At 42.0% G+C, this 18,332-nt stretch carries 23 protein-coding genes; 20 read left to right on the top strand and 3 right to left on the bottom strand.

Features of this window, described 5'->3' with window-relative positions:
* Window positions 1-159: 159 nt before the first annotated feature.
* Window positions 160-492, top strand: coding sequence for a DUF2085 domain-containing protein (locus J2S07_RS17590; protein ID WP_307151717.1), 333 nt, complete (start codon window positions 160-162; stop codon window positions 490-492).
* Between the two features lie 4 nt (window positions 493-496).
* Here J2S07_RS17590 and J2S07_RS17585 read toward each other — a convergent pair whose 3' ends face one another.
* Window positions 497-628, bottom strand: coding sequence for a hypothetical protein (locus J2S07_RS17585; RefSeq protein WP_307151716.1), 132 nt, complete (start codon window positions 626-628; stop codon window positions 497-499).
* Window positions 629-769: 141 nt separating this feature from the next.
* Here J2S07_RS17585 and J2S07_RS17580 point away from each other — a divergent pair, with 141 nt between their 5' ends.
* Both J2S07_RS17580 and J2S07_RS17575 read left to right on the top strand, forming a co-directional pair.
* Entirely contained in the window at window positions 770-1,957 is a 1,188-nt protein-coding gene (locus J2S07_RS17580; protein WP_307151715.1) for an acetyl-CoA C-acetyltransferase, read from the top strand.
* 41 nt (window positions 1,958-1,998) lie between these two features.
* On the top strand, window positions 1,999-2,238 hold the full coding sequence (locus tag J2S07_RS17575; RefSeq protein WP_307151714.1) for a YqkE family protein: 240 nt from the start codon (window positions 1,999-2,001) through the stop codon (window positions 2,236-2,238).
* Between the two features lie 409 nt (window positions 2,239-2,647).
* Here J2S07_RS17575 and J2S07_RS17570 read toward each other — a convergent pair whose 3' ends face one another.
* Together J2S07_RS17570 and mciZ are read right to left on the bottom strand one after the other, a co-directional pair.
* Window positions 2,648-3,559 (bottom strand): aldo/keto reductase, encoded by a 912-nt coding sequence (locus J2S07_RS17570; RefSeq protein WP_307151713.1) that lies wholly within the window; start codon window positions 3,557-3,559, stop codon window positions 2,648-2,650.
* A 50-nt stretch (window positions 3,560-3,609) separates the two neighbouring features.
* A complete protein-coding gene (gene mciZ / locus J2S07_RS17565) occupies window positions 3,610-3,750 on the bottom strand; it encodes a Z-ring formation inhibitor MciZ (protein WP_307151712.1) in 141 nt (46 codons plus the stop codon).
* 72 nt (window positions 3,751-3,822) lie between these two features.
* Here mciZ and J2S07_RS17560 point away from each other — a divergent pair, with 72 nt between their 5' ends.
* From J2S07_RS17560 to J2S07_RS17480, 17 genes are all read left to right on the top strand, one after another.
* Window positions 3,823-4,374, top strand: a complete 552-nt coding sequence (locus J2S07_RS17560) for an NUDIX hydrolase (protein WP_307151711.1) — start codon at window positions 3,823-3,825, stop codon at window positions 4,372-4,374.
* Entirely contained in the window at window positions 4,371-5,540 is a 1,170-nt protein-coding gene (locus tag J2S07_RS17555) for an endonuclease Q family protein (protein ID WP_307151710.1), read from the top strand. Before J2S07_RS17560 ends, J2S07_RS17555 begins: the two co-directional genes overlap by 4 nt.
* Window positions 5,541-5,783: 243 nt before the next feature.
* The gene (gene spoIIM, locus J2S07_RS17550; protein WP_307151709.1) at window positions 5,784-6,425 is read left to right on the top strand and encodes a stage II sporulation protein M; all 642 of its coding nucleotides are present in this window, start codon (window positions 5,784-5,786) and stop codon (window positions 6,423-6,425) included.
* Window positions 6,426-6,625: 200 nt separating this feature from the next.
* Window positions 6,626-7,072, top strand: a complete 447-nt coding sequence (gene fur, locus J2S07_RS17545) for a ferric iron uptake transcriptional regulator (protein ID WP_307151708.1) — start codon at window positions 6,626-6,628, stop codon at window positions 7,070-7,072.
* A 101-nt stretch (window positions 7,073-7,173) separates the two neighbouring features.
* On the top strand, window positions 7,174-7,401 hold the full coding sequence (locus J2S07_RS17540) for a YqzK family protein (RefSeq protein WP_307151707.1): 228 nt from the start codon (window positions 7,174-7,176) through the stop codon (window positions 7,399-7,401).
* Between the two features lie 6 nt (window positions 7,402-7,407).
* On the top strand, window positions 7,408-8,301 hold the full coding sequence (gene xerD, locus J2S07_RS17535; protein ID WP_307151706.1) for a site-specific tyrosine recombinase XerD: 894 nt from the start codon (window positions 7,408-7,410) through the stop codon (window positions 8,299-8,301).
* Window positions 8,302-8,523: 222 nt separating this feature from the next.
* Window positions 8,524-9,702, top strand: coding sequence for a phosphopentomutase (gene deoB, locus J2S07_RS17530; RefSeq protein ID WP_307151705.1), 1,179 nt, complete (start codon window positions 8,524-8,526; stop codon window positions 9,700-9,702).
* A gap of 128 nt (window positions 9,703-9,830) precedes the next feature.
* Window positions 9,831-10,658, top strand: coding sequence for a purine-nucleoside phosphorylase (locus J2S07_RS17525; protein ID WP_307151704.1), 828 nt, complete (start codon window positions 9,831-9,833; stop codon window positions 10,656-10,658).
* Window position 10,659: 1 nt separating this feature from the next.
* Complete coding sequence (locus J2S07_RS17520; RefSeq protein WP_307151703.1) at window positions 10,660-11,964, top strand: pyrimidine-nucleoside phosphorylase; 1,305 nt, start codon at window positions 10,660-10,662, stop codon at window positions 11,962-11,964.
* Between the two features lie 119 nt (window positions 11,965-12,083).
* Window positions 12,084-13,250: a D-alanyl-D-alanine carboxypeptidase family protein gene (locus J2S07_RS17515; protein ID WP_307151702.1), complete on the top strand. Its 1,167-nt coding sequence runs from the start codon at window positions 12,084-12,086 to the stop codon at window positions 13,248-13,250.
* Between the two features lie 139 nt (window positions 13,251-13,389).
* Complete coding sequence (gene spoIIAA, locus J2S07_RS17510; RefSeq protein ID WP_307151701.1) at window positions 13,390-13,740, top strand: anti-sigma F factor antagonist; 351 nt, start codon at window positions 13,390-13,392, stop codon at window positions 13,738-13,740.
* A gap of 2 nt (window positions 13,741-13,742) precedes the next feature.
* Window positions 13,743-14,183, top strand: a complete 441-nt coding sequence (gene spoIIAB / locus J2S07_RS17505; RefSeq protein ID WP_307151700.1) for an anti-sigma F factor — start codon at window positions 13,743-13,745, stop codon at window positions 14,181-14,183.
* A 12-nt stretch (window positions 14,184-14,195) separates the two neighbouring features.
* Window positions 14,196-14,954, top strand: coding sequence for an RNA polymerase sporulation sigma factor SigF (gene sigF / locus J2S07_RS17500; RefSeq protein ID WP_307151699.1), 759 nt, complete (start codon window positions 14,196-14,198; stop codon window positions 14,952-14,954).
* A gap of 197 nt (window positions 14,955-15,151) precedes the next feature.
* The gene (locus J2S07_RS17495) at window positions 15,152-15,772 is read left to right on the top strand and encodes a stage V sporulation protein AA (protein WP_307151698.1); all 621 of its coding nucleotides are present in this window, start codon (window positions 15,152-15,154) and stop codon (window positions 15,770-15,772) included.
* Window positions 15,762-16,184, top strand: a complete 423-nt coding sequence (locus tag J2S07_RS17490) for a stage V sporulation protein AB (RefSeq protein ID WP_307151697.1) — start codon at window positions 15,762-15,764, stop codon at window positions 16,182-16,184. The genes J2S07_RS17495 and J2S07_RS17490 overlap by 11 nt, the downstream gene beginning before the upstream one ends.
* A gap of 33 nt (window positions 16,185-16,217) precedes the next feature.
* Window positions 16,218-16,790, top strand: coding sequence for a stage V sporulation protein SpoVABEA (spoVAEA, locus tag J2S07_RS17485; RefSeq protein ID WP_307151696.1), 573 nt, complete (start codon window positions 16,218-16,220; stop codon window positions 16,788-16,790).
* The gene (locus J2S07_RS17480) at window positions 16,780-18,264 is read left to right on the top strand and encodes a spore germination protein (RefSeq protein ID WP_307151695.1); all 1,485 of its coding nucleotides are present in this window, start codon (window positions 16,780-16,782) and stop codon (window positions 18,262-18,264) included. Before spoVAEA ends, J2S07_RS17480 begins: the two co-directional genes overlap by 11 nt.
* Window positions 18,265-18,332: the final 68 nt, after the last annotated feature.

Here is an 18,332-nt window from a genome sequence, read left to right as displayed (position 1 = left end):
AAATAAAAAGGAAACGAAAGTGACGGTTGCGAACTTACTTCATCACCGTCACTTTCGTTTCCGAATAGAACGCCATTAAATATGACTCTTAACAGATTGTGGAGATAAATTTGATTGTGATTGTTCTCCAGACTGCTCAAATTAAGGATGTTGAAAAAATTGAAAGAGCTTATGATGTTTATTCCATGTCATCGCATTCCTGAACGCTGTTTACATATTAAGGGGAAGCCAATGCCGCTTTGCACAAGATGCTTTGCGATTTTGCTTGGCTATATGTTTGTACCCGTTGCGGTGCTTGTCCCACTCGTTGTTCCACTATGGCTTCCCTTTCTAATGGCAGTTCCTCTCCTTATGGACGGCTTCACACAAAGATGGAAATGGAGAACTAGCACCAATACGCTACGTTTTTTTACGGGACTATTATTCGGCATTGGCCAAGCAATTTTTATCTCTACTGTTGTATGGAGTATTGCTAGTTGGGTTGTAAGCTAGAACATTATTGACTTTGACTTTGCTTATTTGTCGGATGGATGGCTTGTTCTAGCTCTTCTCTAGCAATTCTCTGCTTGACTGTTTCTGCATTTGGCTGCCCCTTTTGGCTATTGCCTTTTTCACGTTTTTGACTCATATGCGTCACTCCTTTCTCATATAACATGGGTAAGAAATGAAAAGGCTATTCCATCGAACCGAGTTTTTTTGACAAAATGAAAGGGTTTTCGTATCCTTTATCGAAATATAGAGTCGTAAGTTGAAAAAGGGGATGAAGAGAATGACAACAACAGAGGTCGTAATTGTGAGTGCGGTTCGGACGGCGATAGGGAGCTTTAATGGAAGCTTGAAGGATGTTTCAGCACCAGAGCTCGGTGCCATCGCGATTAAGGGAGCGCTCGAGAAAGCGGGAGTAAAAGCAGAACAAGTCGATGAGGTAATCCTTGGAAATGTCCTTCAAGCAGGTCTTGGGCAAAACCCAGCGAGACAGGCGGCATTGAAGGCGGGTCTACCTGAATCAGTCTCTGCGATGACAATTAATAAGGTGTGTGGATCAGGTTTAAAAGCCGTTCATTTAGCCACTCAAGCGATCGTTGCAGGTGATGCTGAGGTGGTCGTTGCTGGTGGAATGGAAAATATGAGTCAAGCACCATTTCTTTTGAAAAATGCCCGAGATGGTTTTAGAATGGGCGATCAAAAATTAATAGATAGTATGATAACAGATGGCTTATGGTGTGCTTTTAACGACTATCATATGGGCATTACTGCTGAAAATCTTTGTGATAAATACGAGATTAGTAGGGAAGAACAGGATGAGTTTTCGGCCTGGAGTCAGGAGAAGGCAGCGAAAGCAATTGAAGAAGGAAGGTTTCAGGACGAGATCATTCCTGTCGTCATTCCACAGCGAAAAGGCGACCCGATTGTTTTTGACACGGATGAATATCCGAAAAAAGGTACGACTGCTGAAAAGCTTGCGAGCTTACGCCCTGCTTTTAAAAAGGATGGTAGTGTGACAGCTGGTAATGCGTCAGGGATCAATGATGGTGCAGCCGTTCTAGTCGTGATGAGTAAGGCCAAAGCAGAAGAGCTTGGGGTCAAGCCACTTGTGACGATTAAGGGCAATGCAAGTGCTGGGGTAGATCCAAGTATTATGGGAATTGGACCAGTGAATGCGGTGAAAAAAGCACTTGAAAAGGGGGCAACCTCTCTTGATGAGATCGAGTTAATCGAAGCGAATGAAGCCTTTGCGGCGCAGAGCTTAGCTGTTGATAGAGAGCTACACTTCAATAAGGACATTCTCAATGTTAATGGTGGGGCCATCGCTCTTGGTCATCCAATCGGCGCAAGTGGAGCACGAATTCTTGTCACACTTATTCATGAAATGAAGCGGAGAGAGGCAAGGAAAGGTCTTGCAACCCTTTGTATTGGTGGGGGTCAAGGAGTTGCCACTGTCGTTGAATTAGCATAAATGCTATAATATTCTCACCAACATTGTAGTGAGGGATAGACATGAAAAAGAAACAAACACCTAAACGAAATGAAGATAAGCCTGTTACCCTTGGGGATATGCTAAATGAAGATTTGCTCAAGCAATTAAAGGAGCAAAAGCAGCAGTTAAAAGCAGCTGAAGAAAAGAAACAGATTGAGGAAGAAGAACGAAAAAAGGAAGAACGTCGCCAACGGGAAAAGAACAAATCCTTTGAAGAACTTCTCAATGAAAGCTCGATGAATTGGAAGAATTTTAAATAAAACGAAAATATAGCGAATCGTTTTCAATCGGGACTTTCCCTCTCATGATAAGAGGTAGAGAGTCCCGATTCGCGTTTAATCGGGACTTACTTCGGTCGAAAAGAGGTATCTGAGTCTCGATTTGCGTTTTATTAGGACTTACTCCGGTCGAAAAGCGTCATCTGAGTCTCGATTCGCACATAATCGGGACCCTCTCTGGTCGAAAAGAGGTATCTGAGTCCCGATTCCCACTTAATCGGGACTCTCTTCGGTCGAAAAGAGGTATCTGAGTCTCGATTCGCACATAATCGGGACTCACTCCGGTCGAAAAGCGTCATCTGAGTCTCGATTCGCACATAATCGGGACTCATTCAGGTCTAAAAGAAGTAACCGAGTCCCGATATTCACATATTAGTAGGCTTTCTACCAATTATCGATGCTCCTTATATGTATTCGCCTTTGACAGTGATTGAATCAGACTCACTTCTTCCTCCGTCAACGGCTTCGAGTTGACCGCCTTTACATTCGCTTTTAATTGCTCAACTGAACTTGCACCCACAATAACAGAAGCAACGGCAGGATGGGCGAGATTGTAGCGAAGGGCGATTTCGGTTAATGGGCGGCCTTTCGCTACTTTGTCCTTCAAGGCAACAATAAGCTCCTTCAGTTCCTCTGCAGTATAATCTAAATAACCGCTTCCCGATAATTTCGCCAATGCTTTTTCCGTCAACAAGCCTTTGGCAAGAGATCCGCGTGTGACGACACTAATCTTATTCTTATGAAGAAGCGGCAATGCCTCTTCCTCTGGTCTGCGGTCAAGAATGCTGTATTGCATCATGTTGGAGACGATATTTGCTCGATTCACATATTCCCGAATAACATTCGGACGAATGGAAGAGATCCCATAATAACGAATGAATCCTTCTTCACGTAATTCTTCAAATGCCTCAATTGTTTCATCAATCGGGTCGTCCAGCGTTCCCCCGTGTAGCTGATACAAATCGATGTAATCGGTGCTGAGCTTTTTTAAGCTCTGTTTAACCGCTTCCTTAATATAGCCTTTGGAGGGATCCCAGCTCCAGCTATCTTTCTGTTCGGTCCAGCGGTTCCCCACCTTCGTTGCTAACAGTACCTGATCCCTTACCTTTTTCAGTGCCTTTCCGACGATTTCCTCATTGACACCAAAATCATACAAATCTGCTGTATCAAAGTAGTTAATCCCCGCTTCCAAAGCAGCGTCGATGATTTTTTCAGCGTGAGTTGCATCTGTTCCAAGTGACATGCAGCCAAGTCCGATTTCGCTCACCATTAAATCGGATGTGCCTAATTGATTTTTCTTCATTTGTTTCACCTCTAAGGCCATTGTAACGGTAGCGGATAAGAGAAAACAAATTAGGAGCTCTTTTCCTTATGTATGGATTGAATCCAGTCTTGAAGCCCATCATAATGTTGTTGATATTCTTTTAGCTTTTCCCGTATTTCCCAAGCTTTTCCGACAAGGATGATCCCTTTCTTGTGAACATACAGCTTCATCTCTCTGCCTCCCACCTAAGTATGCTACACTATATGTTGTGAACAATTAGGAATAGAACAGGAGTGACATATATGAGTCGCCTTGAGGAAAAAACAATCTCATCGGAGCCCATTTTTTCTGGAAAAATCATTACTCTCCAGGTCGATGAAGTAGAGCTGCCCAATGGCCGAACCTCGAAGAGAGAAATCGTCAAGCATCCTGGCGCTGTGGCGATCCTGCCGTTAACAAATGATAATAACATCGTCATGGTGGAGCAGTTCCGAAAGCCGCTAGAACGAACCATCGTGGAAATCCCTGCTGGCAAGCTTGAAAAAGGGGAGGAACCGCGAGAAACAGCCATTAGAGAATTGGAAGAAGAAACTGGCTACGAGTGTGATTCGCTTGAATGGCTCATTTCTTTTTATACTTCACCAGGCTTTGCCGATGAAATCGTCCATTTATATATAGCGAAAGGTCTTAAAAAGAAGAAGGATGCGGCAACACTGGATGAGGACGAATTCGTCAATCTGTTAGAGATATCTTTAGATGAGGCGATTCAGCTCATAAAGGAGCAAAAAATCTATGATGCAAAGACAGTCTATGCTGTTACTTACTTACAATTACAAGAGGCGATGAAAAAATGAAGCCTTATTATGTGGACCTACATATTCATATCGGTAGGACTCAGTCAGGAAAGGCCGTCAAAATTACAGGTGCGAAGAGTTTGACATTCTCTAATATTATTGAGCATGCCCGTGATTTGAAGGGGCTAAATATGATCGGGATCATCGATTGTCACTCCCCAGAGGTCATTATTGAAATGGAAGGGCTGCTTGAGGCAGGAGAGCTGATTCAGCATGAGAAGGGCGGACTTTTTTACGGCGGGATGACAATAATTCCAGGGTCCGAGCTTGAAATCTATGATGAGGGTACGAATGGACCGATTCACGTCCTTTGTTATTTTCCTTCACTTGCAATCATGAAGGATTTTTCAGGCTTGCTTTCCCATCATTTGAAAAATATTAATTTGAGCTCACAGCGTGTATACGTTACGGGTCGAGAGCTTCAGGCAAAGGTGAAGGAAATGGGAGGATTATTCATCCCAGCCCATGTGTTTACCCCCTTTAAGAGTCTATATGGAAAAGGGGTTCACATCTCCTTAACCGAGGTATTTGAGCCTGATCTGATCGATGGGATCGAGCTCGGCTTAAGCTCGAATACAGAAATGGCTGATCAAATAGCTGAAATACACCGATATCCATATCTATCTAATTCAGATGCTCATTCTCTCGCTAAGATTGCCCGTGAATATCAAGCGATTCAAATGAAGGAGCCAACATTCACTAACCTACAGGAGGCCCTGCAAGGAAAAAATAATCAGCGCATTGTGGCCAATTATGGCTTAGACCCACTGCTAGGGAAATACCATCAAACCGTTTGTGAAAAATGCTTGTCCCCTGCAAGCTTTGATATGGAGGAATGCTCAAACTGTGGCCATCATAATTTCACAAAGGGTGTGGCAGAAAGAATCAAGGAATTAAAGACTGCGGAAACGGGACCAACTACTAGGCCGCCCTACATCCATCAGGTTCCTTTGCAGTTCATTCCAGGGCTCGGTCCGAAGCTGCTAGAAAAGCTGCTCAACCATTTCGGAACAGAGATGGCGATTCTTCATGAAGTGCCGCCTGAGGCGCTAGCACAGGTTGTGCCGACAAAGATAGCCGACCTTATTGTCCGTGCGAGAGAGGGAACATTGTCCTTCGACGCAGGTGGCGGAGGCCGGTACGGAAGGGTATCCAATTTGGAATAGTAGAATTCTTCATAGACCAGCTCATACATGAAACGGTGAGCTGGTCGTTTTTGTGATTTCACTTGTAAAGCTTCATAGGTGAACTTGTTTTCTCCATATAAGCGGGCGTTGTGAACCCATGCGCATAAGGCGGTAGAAGAATTACATTTTCTAGTAGAGTGATTTTACTAGATTTTCATGCATAACGAGAGGGTGGTAGACATACATTTTTATTAGTCTATTTATTCTCTAGGAGGAAAAAGCATGAGGAAAAGGATGTACCAGGATATCGTCACCATACACTTTCGAGAACATTCGTCCATCTACTTATTTGTCGTTGTACTTTTCCTAATGGGTGTTATATTTGGTGCCATTGTCGTCAACAGTCTGAGTTTTTCGCAGAAGGAAGATTTATTCTATTATTTATCTCAGTTTTTTGGCCAGGTTTCAGATGATAAGGTAGCGGCTTCAAATGATTTGCTTTGGCAAAGCTTCATGCACAACAGCAAATTTATCGGCTTAATGTGGATTTTGGGTATTTCTATTATTGGTTTGCCCGTCATCCTTATCATTTTATTTATTAAAGGGCTTGTTGTAGGATTTACGGTAGGCTTTCTCGTTAATCAAATGAGCTGGGATGGATTTATTCTTTCCTTCGTTTCCATCCTTCCGCAAAATCTTATTATCATTCCGGTGTTTGTTTTTGGAGCCACTTTATCCGTAGCCTTTTCACTAAAGATGATTCGAAGGCAATTTATGAAAAAACTTAGTCAGCCAATCCTCCCGTTATTTGGAAGATATGGTCTTGCTCTTGTAGGCGCCCTCCTCCTTCTTGTCGCTGCTGCGAGCATTGAGGCTTATATATCACCAATGCTGATGAAGCTAGTGGTGAATATAATTGAGTAAAAAAATGATCCTAAAATTGTAGAAAAAACAACTAAATACTAGTAAACTGTTTTTAAGATAATAGAAGAAGAGTCAAAATACACTAAATTTTTTATCATATTAGAATCATTATCATTCCTTTTTTAAAATGATTTTCATTTTGAAATTGCTTGAGTCTCTGTTATAATAAGAGGGTGAAAGTAGCGGGGAGGACTATCGTTATGGAAAGCAGAATTGAAAGAATCAAAAAACATCTACATTCATCCAGCTATAAATTGACACCGCAGCGCGAAGCTACCGTGCGGGTGCTCCTTGAACATGAAGAGGATCATTTGAGTGCTGAAGATGTGTACCTCCTTGTGAAAGAAAAATCACCTGAAATTGGACTCGCAACGGTTTATAGAACACTAGAGTTACTGACTGAATTGAAAATAGTAGACAAAATTAATTTTGGTGACGGTGTTTCACGCTATGATTTAAGACAGGAAGGTGCAGCACATTTTCACCATCATCTTGTTTGTATAGAGTGTGGAGCCGTAGATGAAATCCAGGAAGATTTGCTAGAAGATGTAGAAGCAATTGTGGAAAAAAGATGGAACTTTCAAATCAAAGATCATCGTTTGACCTTTCACGGTATTTGCTACCGTTGCCAAGATAAAGAAGAATAAAAAACAAGCCTTTTCCAACACGGAGAGGGCTTTTTTGATGTATATTTCTTGTCCTAACTGGCATACCCTTCAATATAAGGATTTTTTTGGAGGAAACGGACATGAAATCGTGGCTAAAGATTGTTGTCAAAACACTAAAGGTATTTTTGCTTTTCACGGCATGCACAATTCTTTTTTACTATGGTATGATGTGGGTAAATGAAGAATATCAAAATTATCACCGCTATGACGAGCCAAGTGGCAAGGCTGTGAAAGTATCGGCAAATCCAGCTGAGGAAGAATCCAGCTGGTTTGATCGACTTATTTTGTTTTATTTAAACGGGGAGTAATGACTAATGGAGCTGCAGCTAAAGGATTTTACCCATTTTTTATTAGTAGAAAAGGGACTAGCTCAAAATACAATTGTCTCTTATGAGCGGGACCTTAAAAGTTATATCGCATTCTTACAAAAAAATGAAGGGTTAACGAGCCTAAAGGATGTTCAAAGAATTCAGATTGTTCGTTTCTTAGAAACCCTGAAGGAGCAAGGGAAATCGGCTAAGACGCTGGCGCGACACGTGGCATCGATTCGCGCCTTCCATCAATTTTTGTTAAGAGAGAAGGTAGCGGATCAGGATCCGTCCGTCCATATTGACACACCAAGGCTTGAGCGCTCGCTGCCAAAGGTGCTGAGCATGGGCGAGGTGGAACGGCTGCTAGATTTTCCAAAGGAGCACGATCATTATGGCTTAAGGGATAAAGCAATGCTTGAGCTGCTTTATGCGACTGGTATCCGGGTGAGCGAGCTGATTGGTTTAGATATCGGGGATGCTCATTTATCAATGGGTTTCATTCGTTGTATTGGAAAGGGGAACAAGGAACGGATTATCCCACTAGGCTCAAAGGCAACTGATGCCATTCAGAAATATTTAGATGAGGGGCGTCCTCAATTTGTTTCAAAGAAGTACAAAGATGAGGCATTATTTTTGAACCATCATGGACGAAGATTAACAAGACAGGGTTTTTGGAAGATACTAAAACGCCTGACTCAGGAAGCAGGGATTGAGAAGGATTTAACTCCGCATACATTGCGCCATTCCTTTGCGACTCATTTGCTTGAAAATGGCGCAGATTTAAGGGCAGTACAAGAAATGCTTGGGCATGCGGATATATCAACCACTCAAATCTACACCCATGTGACAAAGCTACGACTAAAGGATGTGTATACCCAATTTCATCCTCGAGCTTAAAAGGTTCATAGAATAGTAGAAAAAGCTTCCCGTAAGAGGTAGCTTTTTCTTGTTTATTCCTGATTTATTTTGGTAAAATATAGTTGTCAGACTTCTGACAACTATATTTTACTTGTATTCAGAGAAGAAGCTGGGAAAAGTAAGAAAGCATTTGATAGTTGGAAAAAAAGTTAAATTTAAGATCCGATTCTTGATACTTTGGATTGTATAGGAGGAGTAGGAATGTCTTTTCAATATAAACGAATTTTTTTGGTTGTCATGGATTCCGTTGGGATTGGTGAAGCACCAGATGCTGAGAAATTTGGTGATAGCGGAGCGGATACATTCGGACATATTGCTGAAAGAATGAATGGTCTTCATATGCCAAATATGGAGAAGCTTGGTTTAAGTAATATTAGAGAGATTAAAGGAATCAAGCCGGTTGAGCATCCATTAGCGTTTTACACAAAAATGCAGGAGGCTTCAAGTGGAAAGGACACAATGACTGGACATTGGGAAATCATGGGTCTCAATATTAGCACGCCTTTTCAAGTTTTTCCTAATGGATTTCCCGAGGAATTAATCTCTGAGCTGGAATCAAGGACGGGTAGAAAGGTCATTGGGAATAAGCCTGCGAGTGGGACGGAAATCATTATTGAATTGGGAGAAGAGCATATGAAAACAGGGGCGCTCATTGTGTATACCTCTGCTGATTCTGTGCTTCAAATTGCAGCCCATGAGGAGATTATCCCGATTGAAGAGCAATATGAAATTTGCAAAATTGCCCGTGAGCTAACCTTAGACGAAAGATACATGGTGGGAAGAGTAATTGCTAGACCATTTATCGGTGAACCTGGAAATTTCCAAAGAACCTCGAACCGCCATGATTATGCATTGAAGCCATTTGACCGCACTGTCATGAACGAAATGAAGGATGCGGGTCTCGATGTGATTGCGATTGGGAAAATTTCCGATATCTTTGATGGTGAAGGAGTTACAAAATCGCTCAGAACGGTTTCAAATATGGATGGAATGGATAAGCTTGTGCAAACCCTTGACATGAATTTCACGGGGCTAAGCTTCCTCAATTTAGTGGATTTCGATGCTCTCTATGGACATAGAAGGGATCCAATTGGATATGGAAAGGCCCTTGAAGAATATGATGCAAGGCTGCCAGAGGTGTTTGCAAGGATGAAGGATGATGATCTTCTCATCATTACAGCGGATCATGGCAACGACCCTATTCATCCTGGAACAGATCACACTCGTGAGTACGTGCCCCTCCTCGTTTATACGAAGAATCTCAACGGCAGGGAGCTACCACTGAGGGAAACCTTTGCAGACATCGGTGCCACCGTTGCAGAAAACTTCCGGGTACAAATGCCAAAATACGGAAAGAGCTTCCTGCAAGATTTAAAATAAAATCGGTACCAGTCACTGCCAATGGCAGTGACCAGCGGGTACCGCCGGTGGACATTTCTTCACTTTTGTCCACCTCAGGCGGACAGTGCTGAAAATAGAAATGTTCAGTTTCAAAGGAGGGCATACATATGAATTATGAAAAAATTAAACAGGCAGCAGATTATCTTAAGAATGAAATGACGATACAGCCTATGATAGGGCTTATTCTTGGGTCAGGGCTAGGCGTCTTGGCTGACGAAATAGAAGAGGCAGCTCGTATGCCTTACAAGCAAATTCCTGACTTTCCAGTTTCAACGGTAGAAGGCCATGCCGGCCAGCTTGTCTTCGGTAAGCTGAACGGTGTACCTGTTGTAGCAATGCAAGGAAGATTTCATTATTATGAAGGCTATAGCTTTGATCAGGTTACCTTTCCAGTTCGGGTTATGAAGGAGCTTGGTGTTGGCTCCCTTATCGTTACGAATGCGGCAGGTGGCGTAAACAAGGATTTTTCTCCAGGGGACTTAATGCTAATTACGGATCATATTAATAATATGGGCTCAAATCCGCTGATTGGCCACAATGATTCACGATTAGGTGTCAGATTCCCAGATATGTCTGAGGCCTACTCAAAGGATTTGATTCAAAGAGCAAAAGCGGTAGCCAAAGCCTTAAATATTGATCTTCAAGAAGGTGTATACGTTGGAAATACTGGTCCTACATATGAAACACCAGCAGAGGTAAGAATGATTCGCACACTTGGTGGAGATGCGGTTGGAATGTCGACGGTGCCTGAGGTAATTGTGGCAAGACATAGCGGTCTTGAGGTACTAGGGATTTCCTGTATCTCAAACATGGCTTCAGGAATTTTAGATCAGCCATTAAACCATGAAGAGGTTATTGAAACAACCGAAAGGGTTAAGGAGAACTTCCTTCGTTTAGTGAAAGCATTGGTGAAAGAAATAGGAGCTGATGATTAGAATGCGAATGGTCGATTTAATTGAAAAAAAACGGGATGGCAGGGAGCTCAGTACGGAAGAAATAAACTATATTATTAAAGGTTATACAGAGGGCGACATCCCCGATTACCAGGTCAGTGCACTGACGATGGCAATTTATTTTCAAGGGATGACAGAAAAGGAAAGAGCAGACTTAACAATGGCTATGGTGGAATCCGGAGAACAAATTGATCTTTCTAAAATAGAAGGCGTGAAGGTCGATAAGCACTCAACTGGTGGTGTCGGCGATACGACAACCCTCGTACTTGGTCCACTCGTGGCATCCGTTGGTGTCCCAGTTGCGAAAATGTCTGGACGCGGTCTAGGCCATACGGGAGGAACAATTGACAAGCTTGAATCGATTTCAGGCTTTCATGTGGAGATTACAAAGGAAGAATTTATCACCCTAGTCAATCAAAACAAGCTGGCTGTAATTGGGCAAACAGGGAATCTTACTCCAGCAGATAAAAAGCTTTACGCCCTTCGTGATGTAACAGCAACCGTTGACAGTGTTCCATTAATTGCAAGCTCCATCATGAGTAAAAAAATCGCAGCAGGGGCCGACTGTATCGTTCTAGACGTTAAAACAGGTGCAGGCGCCTTCATGAAAACGGTGGAGGATGCAAGAGAGCTGGCCAAAGCGATGGTGCGAATCGGAAATAATGTGGGAAGAAAAACGATGGCCATCATTTCTGATATGAGCCAGCCCTTAGGTTTCGCCATTGGGAATGCTCTGGAAGTAAAAGAAGCGATTGACACGCTAAAGGGCGAGGGTCCGGAAGATTTGACAGAGCTATGCTTAACGTTGGGAAGTCATATGGTCCTCCTTGCCAAGAAAGCAAGTAACATTGAGGAAGCAAGAGCGCTGCTTGAGGAAGCGATTAAAAATGGAAAAGCACTAGAGACGTTTAAGATCTTTCTTCAGGCACAGGGTGGAGATCCGACGGTGGTGGATGATCCAGCCAAGCTCCCTCAAGCAAAATTCACCTTTGAATTAGAAGCACAAGAGGATGGCTATGTCACAGAAATGGTAGCAGATGAGATTGGGACGGCGGCCATGCTTCTTGGGGCTGGAAGAGCAACGAAGGATTCGATCATCGATCTAGCCGTAGGCTTTGTTCTCCACAAAAAAATCGGAGACGGGGTCAAAAAAGGAGAGTCCTTGCTGACAATTCATAGTAATTCAGAGGACATTTCAGCAGTGAAAGAGAGTCTTTATCAGAATATTAAAGTCTCTAAGGTAGAGACCAAAGCACCGATTCTAATCCATGAGGAAATAACAGAATAATACACGAACGATATGTTCCAAAATACCAAGGGTTTTCCCCTTGGTATTTTTTTGTTTGTTTGTATATTTTTATCCGTGTTGGTGAAAAATGGATTTATAAAGAATGGAGGGTTTATGTCATGAAAAGATTTCTAGCTTTGTTCCTAGTATCAATAATGGGTATGTCAATGATTTCAACCGCTGTTATGGCGGCAGAAAAAGCAGGAGTCAATCTAGCAGAAGATGCAAGTTCTGCAATTCTAATAGAACGAGACACCGGCACAGTCCTATATGATAAAAACAGCAATGAGCAGCTGCCTCCTGCGAGCATGACGAAAATCATGACGATGCTATTAATTATGGAAGCGATAGATAGCGGCAGATTAAAAATAGATGAAAAGATTAGAACGAGTGAGTATGCCGCATCCATGGGCGGGTCCCAAATATTTCTTGAGCCCGGCGAAGAAATGACGACGGAAGAAATGCTGAGTGCGATTGCCATCGGTTCAGCAAATGATGCCTCAGTGGCTATGGCAGAGAGAATTGCTGGCTCAGAGGAAGCGTTTGTCGAGCATATGAATAAAAAAGCAAAAGCTTTAGGCCTAAAAAATACATTATTCCAAAATACAACCGGACTTCCAGCAGAAAACCACTATAGTACGGCTCATGATATGGCGATCATCGCCAAGGAGCTTTTGAAATACGAGCAAATCACAAAATATACAGGTACATATGAATCCTACCTACGCGAAAATACAGATAAGAAATTTTGGCTCGTTAATACGAATCGTCTCGTTCGCTTTTATCCAGGAGTAGACGGTTTAAAGACAGGATTCACAAGTGAGGCCAAGTATTGCCTAACAGCAACTGCACAAAAAAATAATATGCGTGTCATTGCGGTCGTATTCGGTGCACCAACATCAAAATCGCGCAATGCACAAATCACCAAGATGCTAGATTTTGCATTTAGCCAATATGAAACACACCCGAAGTATAAGCGTAATGTTGTCATAGACAAAGTGAAGGTAAGCAAAGGGAATAAGAAAAAAATCGATGCGGTCACGAGCGAACCCATTTCACTTTTAACAAAAAAGGGTGAAAGCGTTGATGCAGTAAAACAGGAGATTGTCTTAAAGAAAGACATTAAAGCACCTGTTAGAAAAGGAGAAAAAGTAGGCGAGCTTCGACTTGTCAAAGATGGGAAAACAATTGTGAAGAGCCCACTCGTAGCAAGTACAGATGTGAAAGAAGCAAGTTGGTGGGTATTGTATAAGCGCTCATTTGGCATGTTTACGAAATCTAAGTAATTGGCTCAAAATGCGTCTGTCGAAATTCAGCTTAAATCTTCTTATTTTAGCGAAATGCTTCTAGTTTTGTTATCAGGAAGGAAAAAAACTGTGAAACATCGAATTGACTCACTATGAAAGATTAAGGAGGCTATGGATAGTGAGTCTAGACATTGAAATGGAAATCAAACAAGATGTACTATGCATTCGTCTTAGCGGTGAGCTTGATCACCACTCGGCAGATGAATTGCGGGAAAGAGCAACAAGTACAATAGAGGAACATCAAATTCGTCACATCGTCCTTAATTTAGAGTTTCTTACATTTATGGATAGTTCAGGACTTGGTGTCATTCTCGGTCGATATAAGCAAATTAAGCAACAGCACGGTGAAATGGTCGTTTGTGCGATTTCTCCAAGCATCCAAAGATTATTTGATATGTCTGGCTTGTTCAAAATTATTCGCTTAGAGCCAACAGAGCAATATGCTTTGGAAAGATTGGGGGTAGCGTAATCATGAAGAATGAGATGAAGCTACAGTTTCGCGCCTTAAGTCAAAATGAATCCTTTGCGAGAATCACTGTCGCTGCCTTTATTGCCCAGCTTGATCCGACGATGGATGAGCTAACAGAAATCAAAACAGTGGTGTCAGAGGCTGTGACCAACGCCATTATCCATGGATATGAGGGCAATCCAGACGGAATCGTCTATATATCCGTTGCCCTTGAAGATGGATTTATCGACTTGTCGATTAAAGATGAAGGCTTAGGAATAGCGGACGTTGAAGAGGCCCGTCAACCATTGTTTACTACGAAGCCCGAGTTAGAAAGATCAGGTATGGGATTTACGATTATGGAAAACTTCATGGATGAAATAGAAATTCACACTGCTGTTGGAAAAGGAACTGAAGTTCGATTAAGGAAGCATTTGGCTACAAGCAAAATGTTATGCAATTAGGGGAGTATGCCGATGGATGTGGAGGTAAAAACTGACAAGAAAGAAAACTTCTTAAAGGACCATGAAGTTAAGGAGCTCATTAAAAAAAGTCAAGCTGGTGACGGAGATGCAAGAGATCTAATTGTGCAAAAAAACATGCGTCTTGTCTGGTCGGTGGTCCAGCGTTTTCTTAATCGAGGATATGAACCAGATGATCTGTTTCAAATTGGTTGTATCGGGCTATTAAAATCAGTCGATAAATTCGATTTATCCTATGATGTGAAATTTTCCACTTACGCGGTACCGATGATTATTGGAGAAATTCAACGGTTTATTCGCGATGATGGGACGGTAAAGGTCAGCCGTTCCCTGAAAGAATTAAGCAATAAAATCCGCAAAGCAAAGGATGATCTTTCAAAAAATTTAGGAAGAATCCCAACGATTAATGAATTAGCTGAGTTTTTGGATATTTCCGCTGAGGATATTATTCTTGCTCAAGATGCGAACAGAACACCCTCCTCCATTCATGAAACCGTCTATGAAAACGATGGAGATCCCATTACGTTACTTGATCAAATTGATGATGGGAATGAGGGAAAGTGGTTTGATAAGATCGCTTTGAAGGAAGCGATTCGTGAGCTTGATGAACGGGAGAGACTCATTGTCTATTTACGTTATTATAAGGATCAAACCCAATCAGAAGTGGCCGAACGGCTTGGTATCTCCCAAGTCCAGGTTTCAAGGCTGGAAAAGAAAATTCTACAGGAAATGAAAGACCGTATGGATGTGTAATCCATACGGTCTTTTCGTGTCCATTTAACCTTTGATTTGCATCCTTTACGGTCTAAGGCTTGATTCACATCGCTGCTCGTATCATACCTAAGATGTTCACTCCCTACTCCCAGTCTGGAAACTTTTGGTGTTCATAAGGAAATTGCTGTTACTCATACTATTTGTACAAGGAAATCAAGGTTTGGGATGTGTATGTGATGGAAGAAACCATTTATATCCGGATGAGACATCGTGTCCAAATTCGTCCGAATGATACCGTTCTTCTAAAGGATATCGCGCAAATTATCGCCCACGAAAGAATTCATCAAGACCTGCAAAACCTTAAGGTATATACCTTCAAAGCACAGGATAACAACATCATTATCATTGATGTTATGGAGGTAATAGAAAAAATCACACGGGCCTTCAATAGTGTAGAGGTACAAGCCATTGGTCCATCACAATCCATAATTGAAGTGATCTATCAAAAGAAAAGGATGTCTGTCCCGTTTTTTGTTTTAACCTGGCTCCTGCTTTTCTTTGGTTCAGCCCTCGCCATTATCTATTTTCACGAGGATGTAAGCATGCAGGCTACCCAGCAAAAAATTTATACCATTATAACGGGAAGAGTAGAAGCAAGACCGTTGATATTCCAGATTCCATACTCCATTGGACTAGGTTTAGGAATGATTCTTTTTTTTAACCATGTGTTTCGCAAACGGCTAAATGATGAACCAAGTCCTCTTGAAGTAGAAATGTTTAATTACCAGCAGGATCTCGATCGATATGTCAGTCTAACGGAAAACAAAGAAAGCATGAAGCGCATCGATGGTCATTAAAATCCTGTTTGTCATTTTTGTTGGTCTTGCTGGGGGAATTGCGGTTGGATCTGGATTTGTTGCTTTTTTAGCCGTTTTGGGGATTATTCCTAGGCTTACTCAGCTGACAAAGACAATGAAGATGATTATCTGGTACCAATGGGCTGTTGTTGCAGGTGCACTAATTGGTGGAATGGGAAGCTTGAGGGATCCTGCAATTTTCTTCCCTTCACTCACACTTATTCCACTCGGACTTGCAGGAGGAATTTTTGTAGGAGCGATGGCTGCTGCACTTACAGAAGTATTGAATGTATTTCCTATACTAGCGAAGAGAATTGGCATTGAGGACAAAATTGTCGTCTTGATGATGGCTTTTGTCTTTGGCAAAATCTTTGGTTCTTTATATCAATGGCTCTATTTAGTTGGAAGATAGAAAGCACACCAGCTGCGGGAAAGGAAATGATCTATGGGTGAACGAAGGCGAATCATTATCATTACAGATGGAGACGAGTATGCCAGAAAAGCAATTGAACATGTTGCTCAAGAGATAGGAGGACGCTGCATTTCCATGTCACATGGAAATCCTACTTCATTATCTGGTCAAGAAATAGTCAAGTTAATTAAAAAAGCTAAGCAGGAGCCTATTCTAGTCATGTTTGATGATAGTGGAATTGTAGGCGAAGGATATGGGGAGACGGCGCTTAAATACGTGGCCAATCACCCAGATATTGAAGTATTAGGAGTCCTGGCGGTGGCAGCAAAAAAGAACCAAGGTGAATGGACAAAAATAGATATAAGTGTTGATCGTTATGGAGAACTAACACCCTATGGGGTAGATAAATATGGCGAACCAGAGCTTGAACTAGGAAGACTGTATGGTGATACGGTCTATTGTCTAGATGGGCTCAAGGCTCCTGTTGTGATTGGCGTTGGTGATATAGGGAAAATGGCAGGTATGGACTCCTATGAAGTTGGCGCGCCCATTACGAAAAAAGCGATCGAAGTCATCCTAGAAAGGAGCGGATTTTATGACCAGTAAAGCATCTTCAGAAAAAATCCCAATACCAGCAGTCCCTGATGATGTGGAACGTTTTATGAAGGAACGTATTGGTCTCGGGGAAAGCTTTGATCTGAGTATTAGAAAAATAAAAATTCTCAAGAAGGATGTTCACATCTATTCAGTTAATGGTTTATGCGACACGATTCCAATTGTTCAAATTATTAAGGAACTCGTGGAGCTTAATGATCATGAAAAATATTTAAAGGACCTATACGATTTAATTCAAAACCGGTTATTGCATCAATCTGTGACCCCAATGAAGAGCTTGGACGAGCTAGTCGATCAACTTCTATCTGGGTTAATCGTCATTGTGATGGAGGGTGAAAAAGAAGCCTTCGCCGTTGATGTAAGAAATTACCCAGGAAGACAGCCGGAGGAGCCCGTAACAGAAAAGGTTGTCAGAGGTTCGAGAGATGGATTTGTCGAAAATATCGTTCTAAATACAGCCTTAACAAGACTGAGAATCAGGGATGAAAGATTAAGATTTGAAATTCTTCGAGTCGGGGAACGGTCGAAAACAGATATTGCGATAGGCTATGTGAAGGATGTTGCGAATCCTGATTTAATTGACATCATTCGCAAGGAGTTAAAAGCGATAGAGGTCGATGGGTTAACGATGGCTGATAAAGCAGTTGAGGAATATTTGGTTAAGCAAGGCTATAATCCCTATCCGATGGTGCGATATACGGAAAGAGCAGATGTAGCTGCCACCCATTTACTCGAGGGACATGTCCTAATATATGTTAGTACTTCGCCGAGTGTGATCATTACGCCGATAACATTTTTTCATCATTTGCAGCATGCGGAAGAATATCGCCAATCTCCAGCTGTTGGTACCTTTATCCGTTGGTGTAGATTTCTAGGCGTTTTTGGCTCATTGTTTTTGCTACCCCTATGGCTATTATTCGTTCTAGAACCTGAGCTTTTACCCAAGAAACTGGAATTTATCGGACCGAATGAGAAATCTCATATTCCGATTGTCCTGCAAATCTTCTTCTCTGAGCTTGGCTTGATGTTTCTAAGGCTGGCGGCGATACATACGCCAACACCGCTCGCTACCGCTATGGGCTTAATAGCGGCTGTATTAATCGGGCAAATTGCCATTGATGTGGGATTATTTGTGCCCGAGGTGATTCTCTATGTTGCTGTATCGGCAATGGGTACCTTTGCGACACCAAGCTATGAGGTAGGCATGGCTAATAATATTGTCAAGCTGCTATTATTAAGTGCAGTGGCCATTTTCAAAGTTCCGGGTCTAGTGATAGGGACCACTGTTTTTATTCTATTAATGGCGAGCATCCGCTCACTAAAAACTCCGTATTTGTGGCCGCTTATTCCATTTAGTCCGAAGGCATTTTTGCAAATTATTATTCGAAATTCAAGTCCGGGTTCAAAAATACGTCCAAGTATTGTTCAGCCAAGAAACAGGCAAAAACAAGCGTCCAATTCTTAAGACATGTAGGATTATGGATATTTTTTGTGAAAATTGTGGAATTGAAGTTTCCCCTCATTTATGATAAA

The sequence above is a fragment of the Anoxybacillus andreesenii genome, from assembly GCF_030813005.1.
In the GTDB taxonomy this organism is placed as follows: domain Bacteria; phylum Bacillota; class Bacilli; order Bacillales; family Cytobacillaceae; genus Robertmurraya; species Robertmurraya andreesenii.
This window is presented reverse-complemented; position numbering and strand designations above follow the sequence as displayed.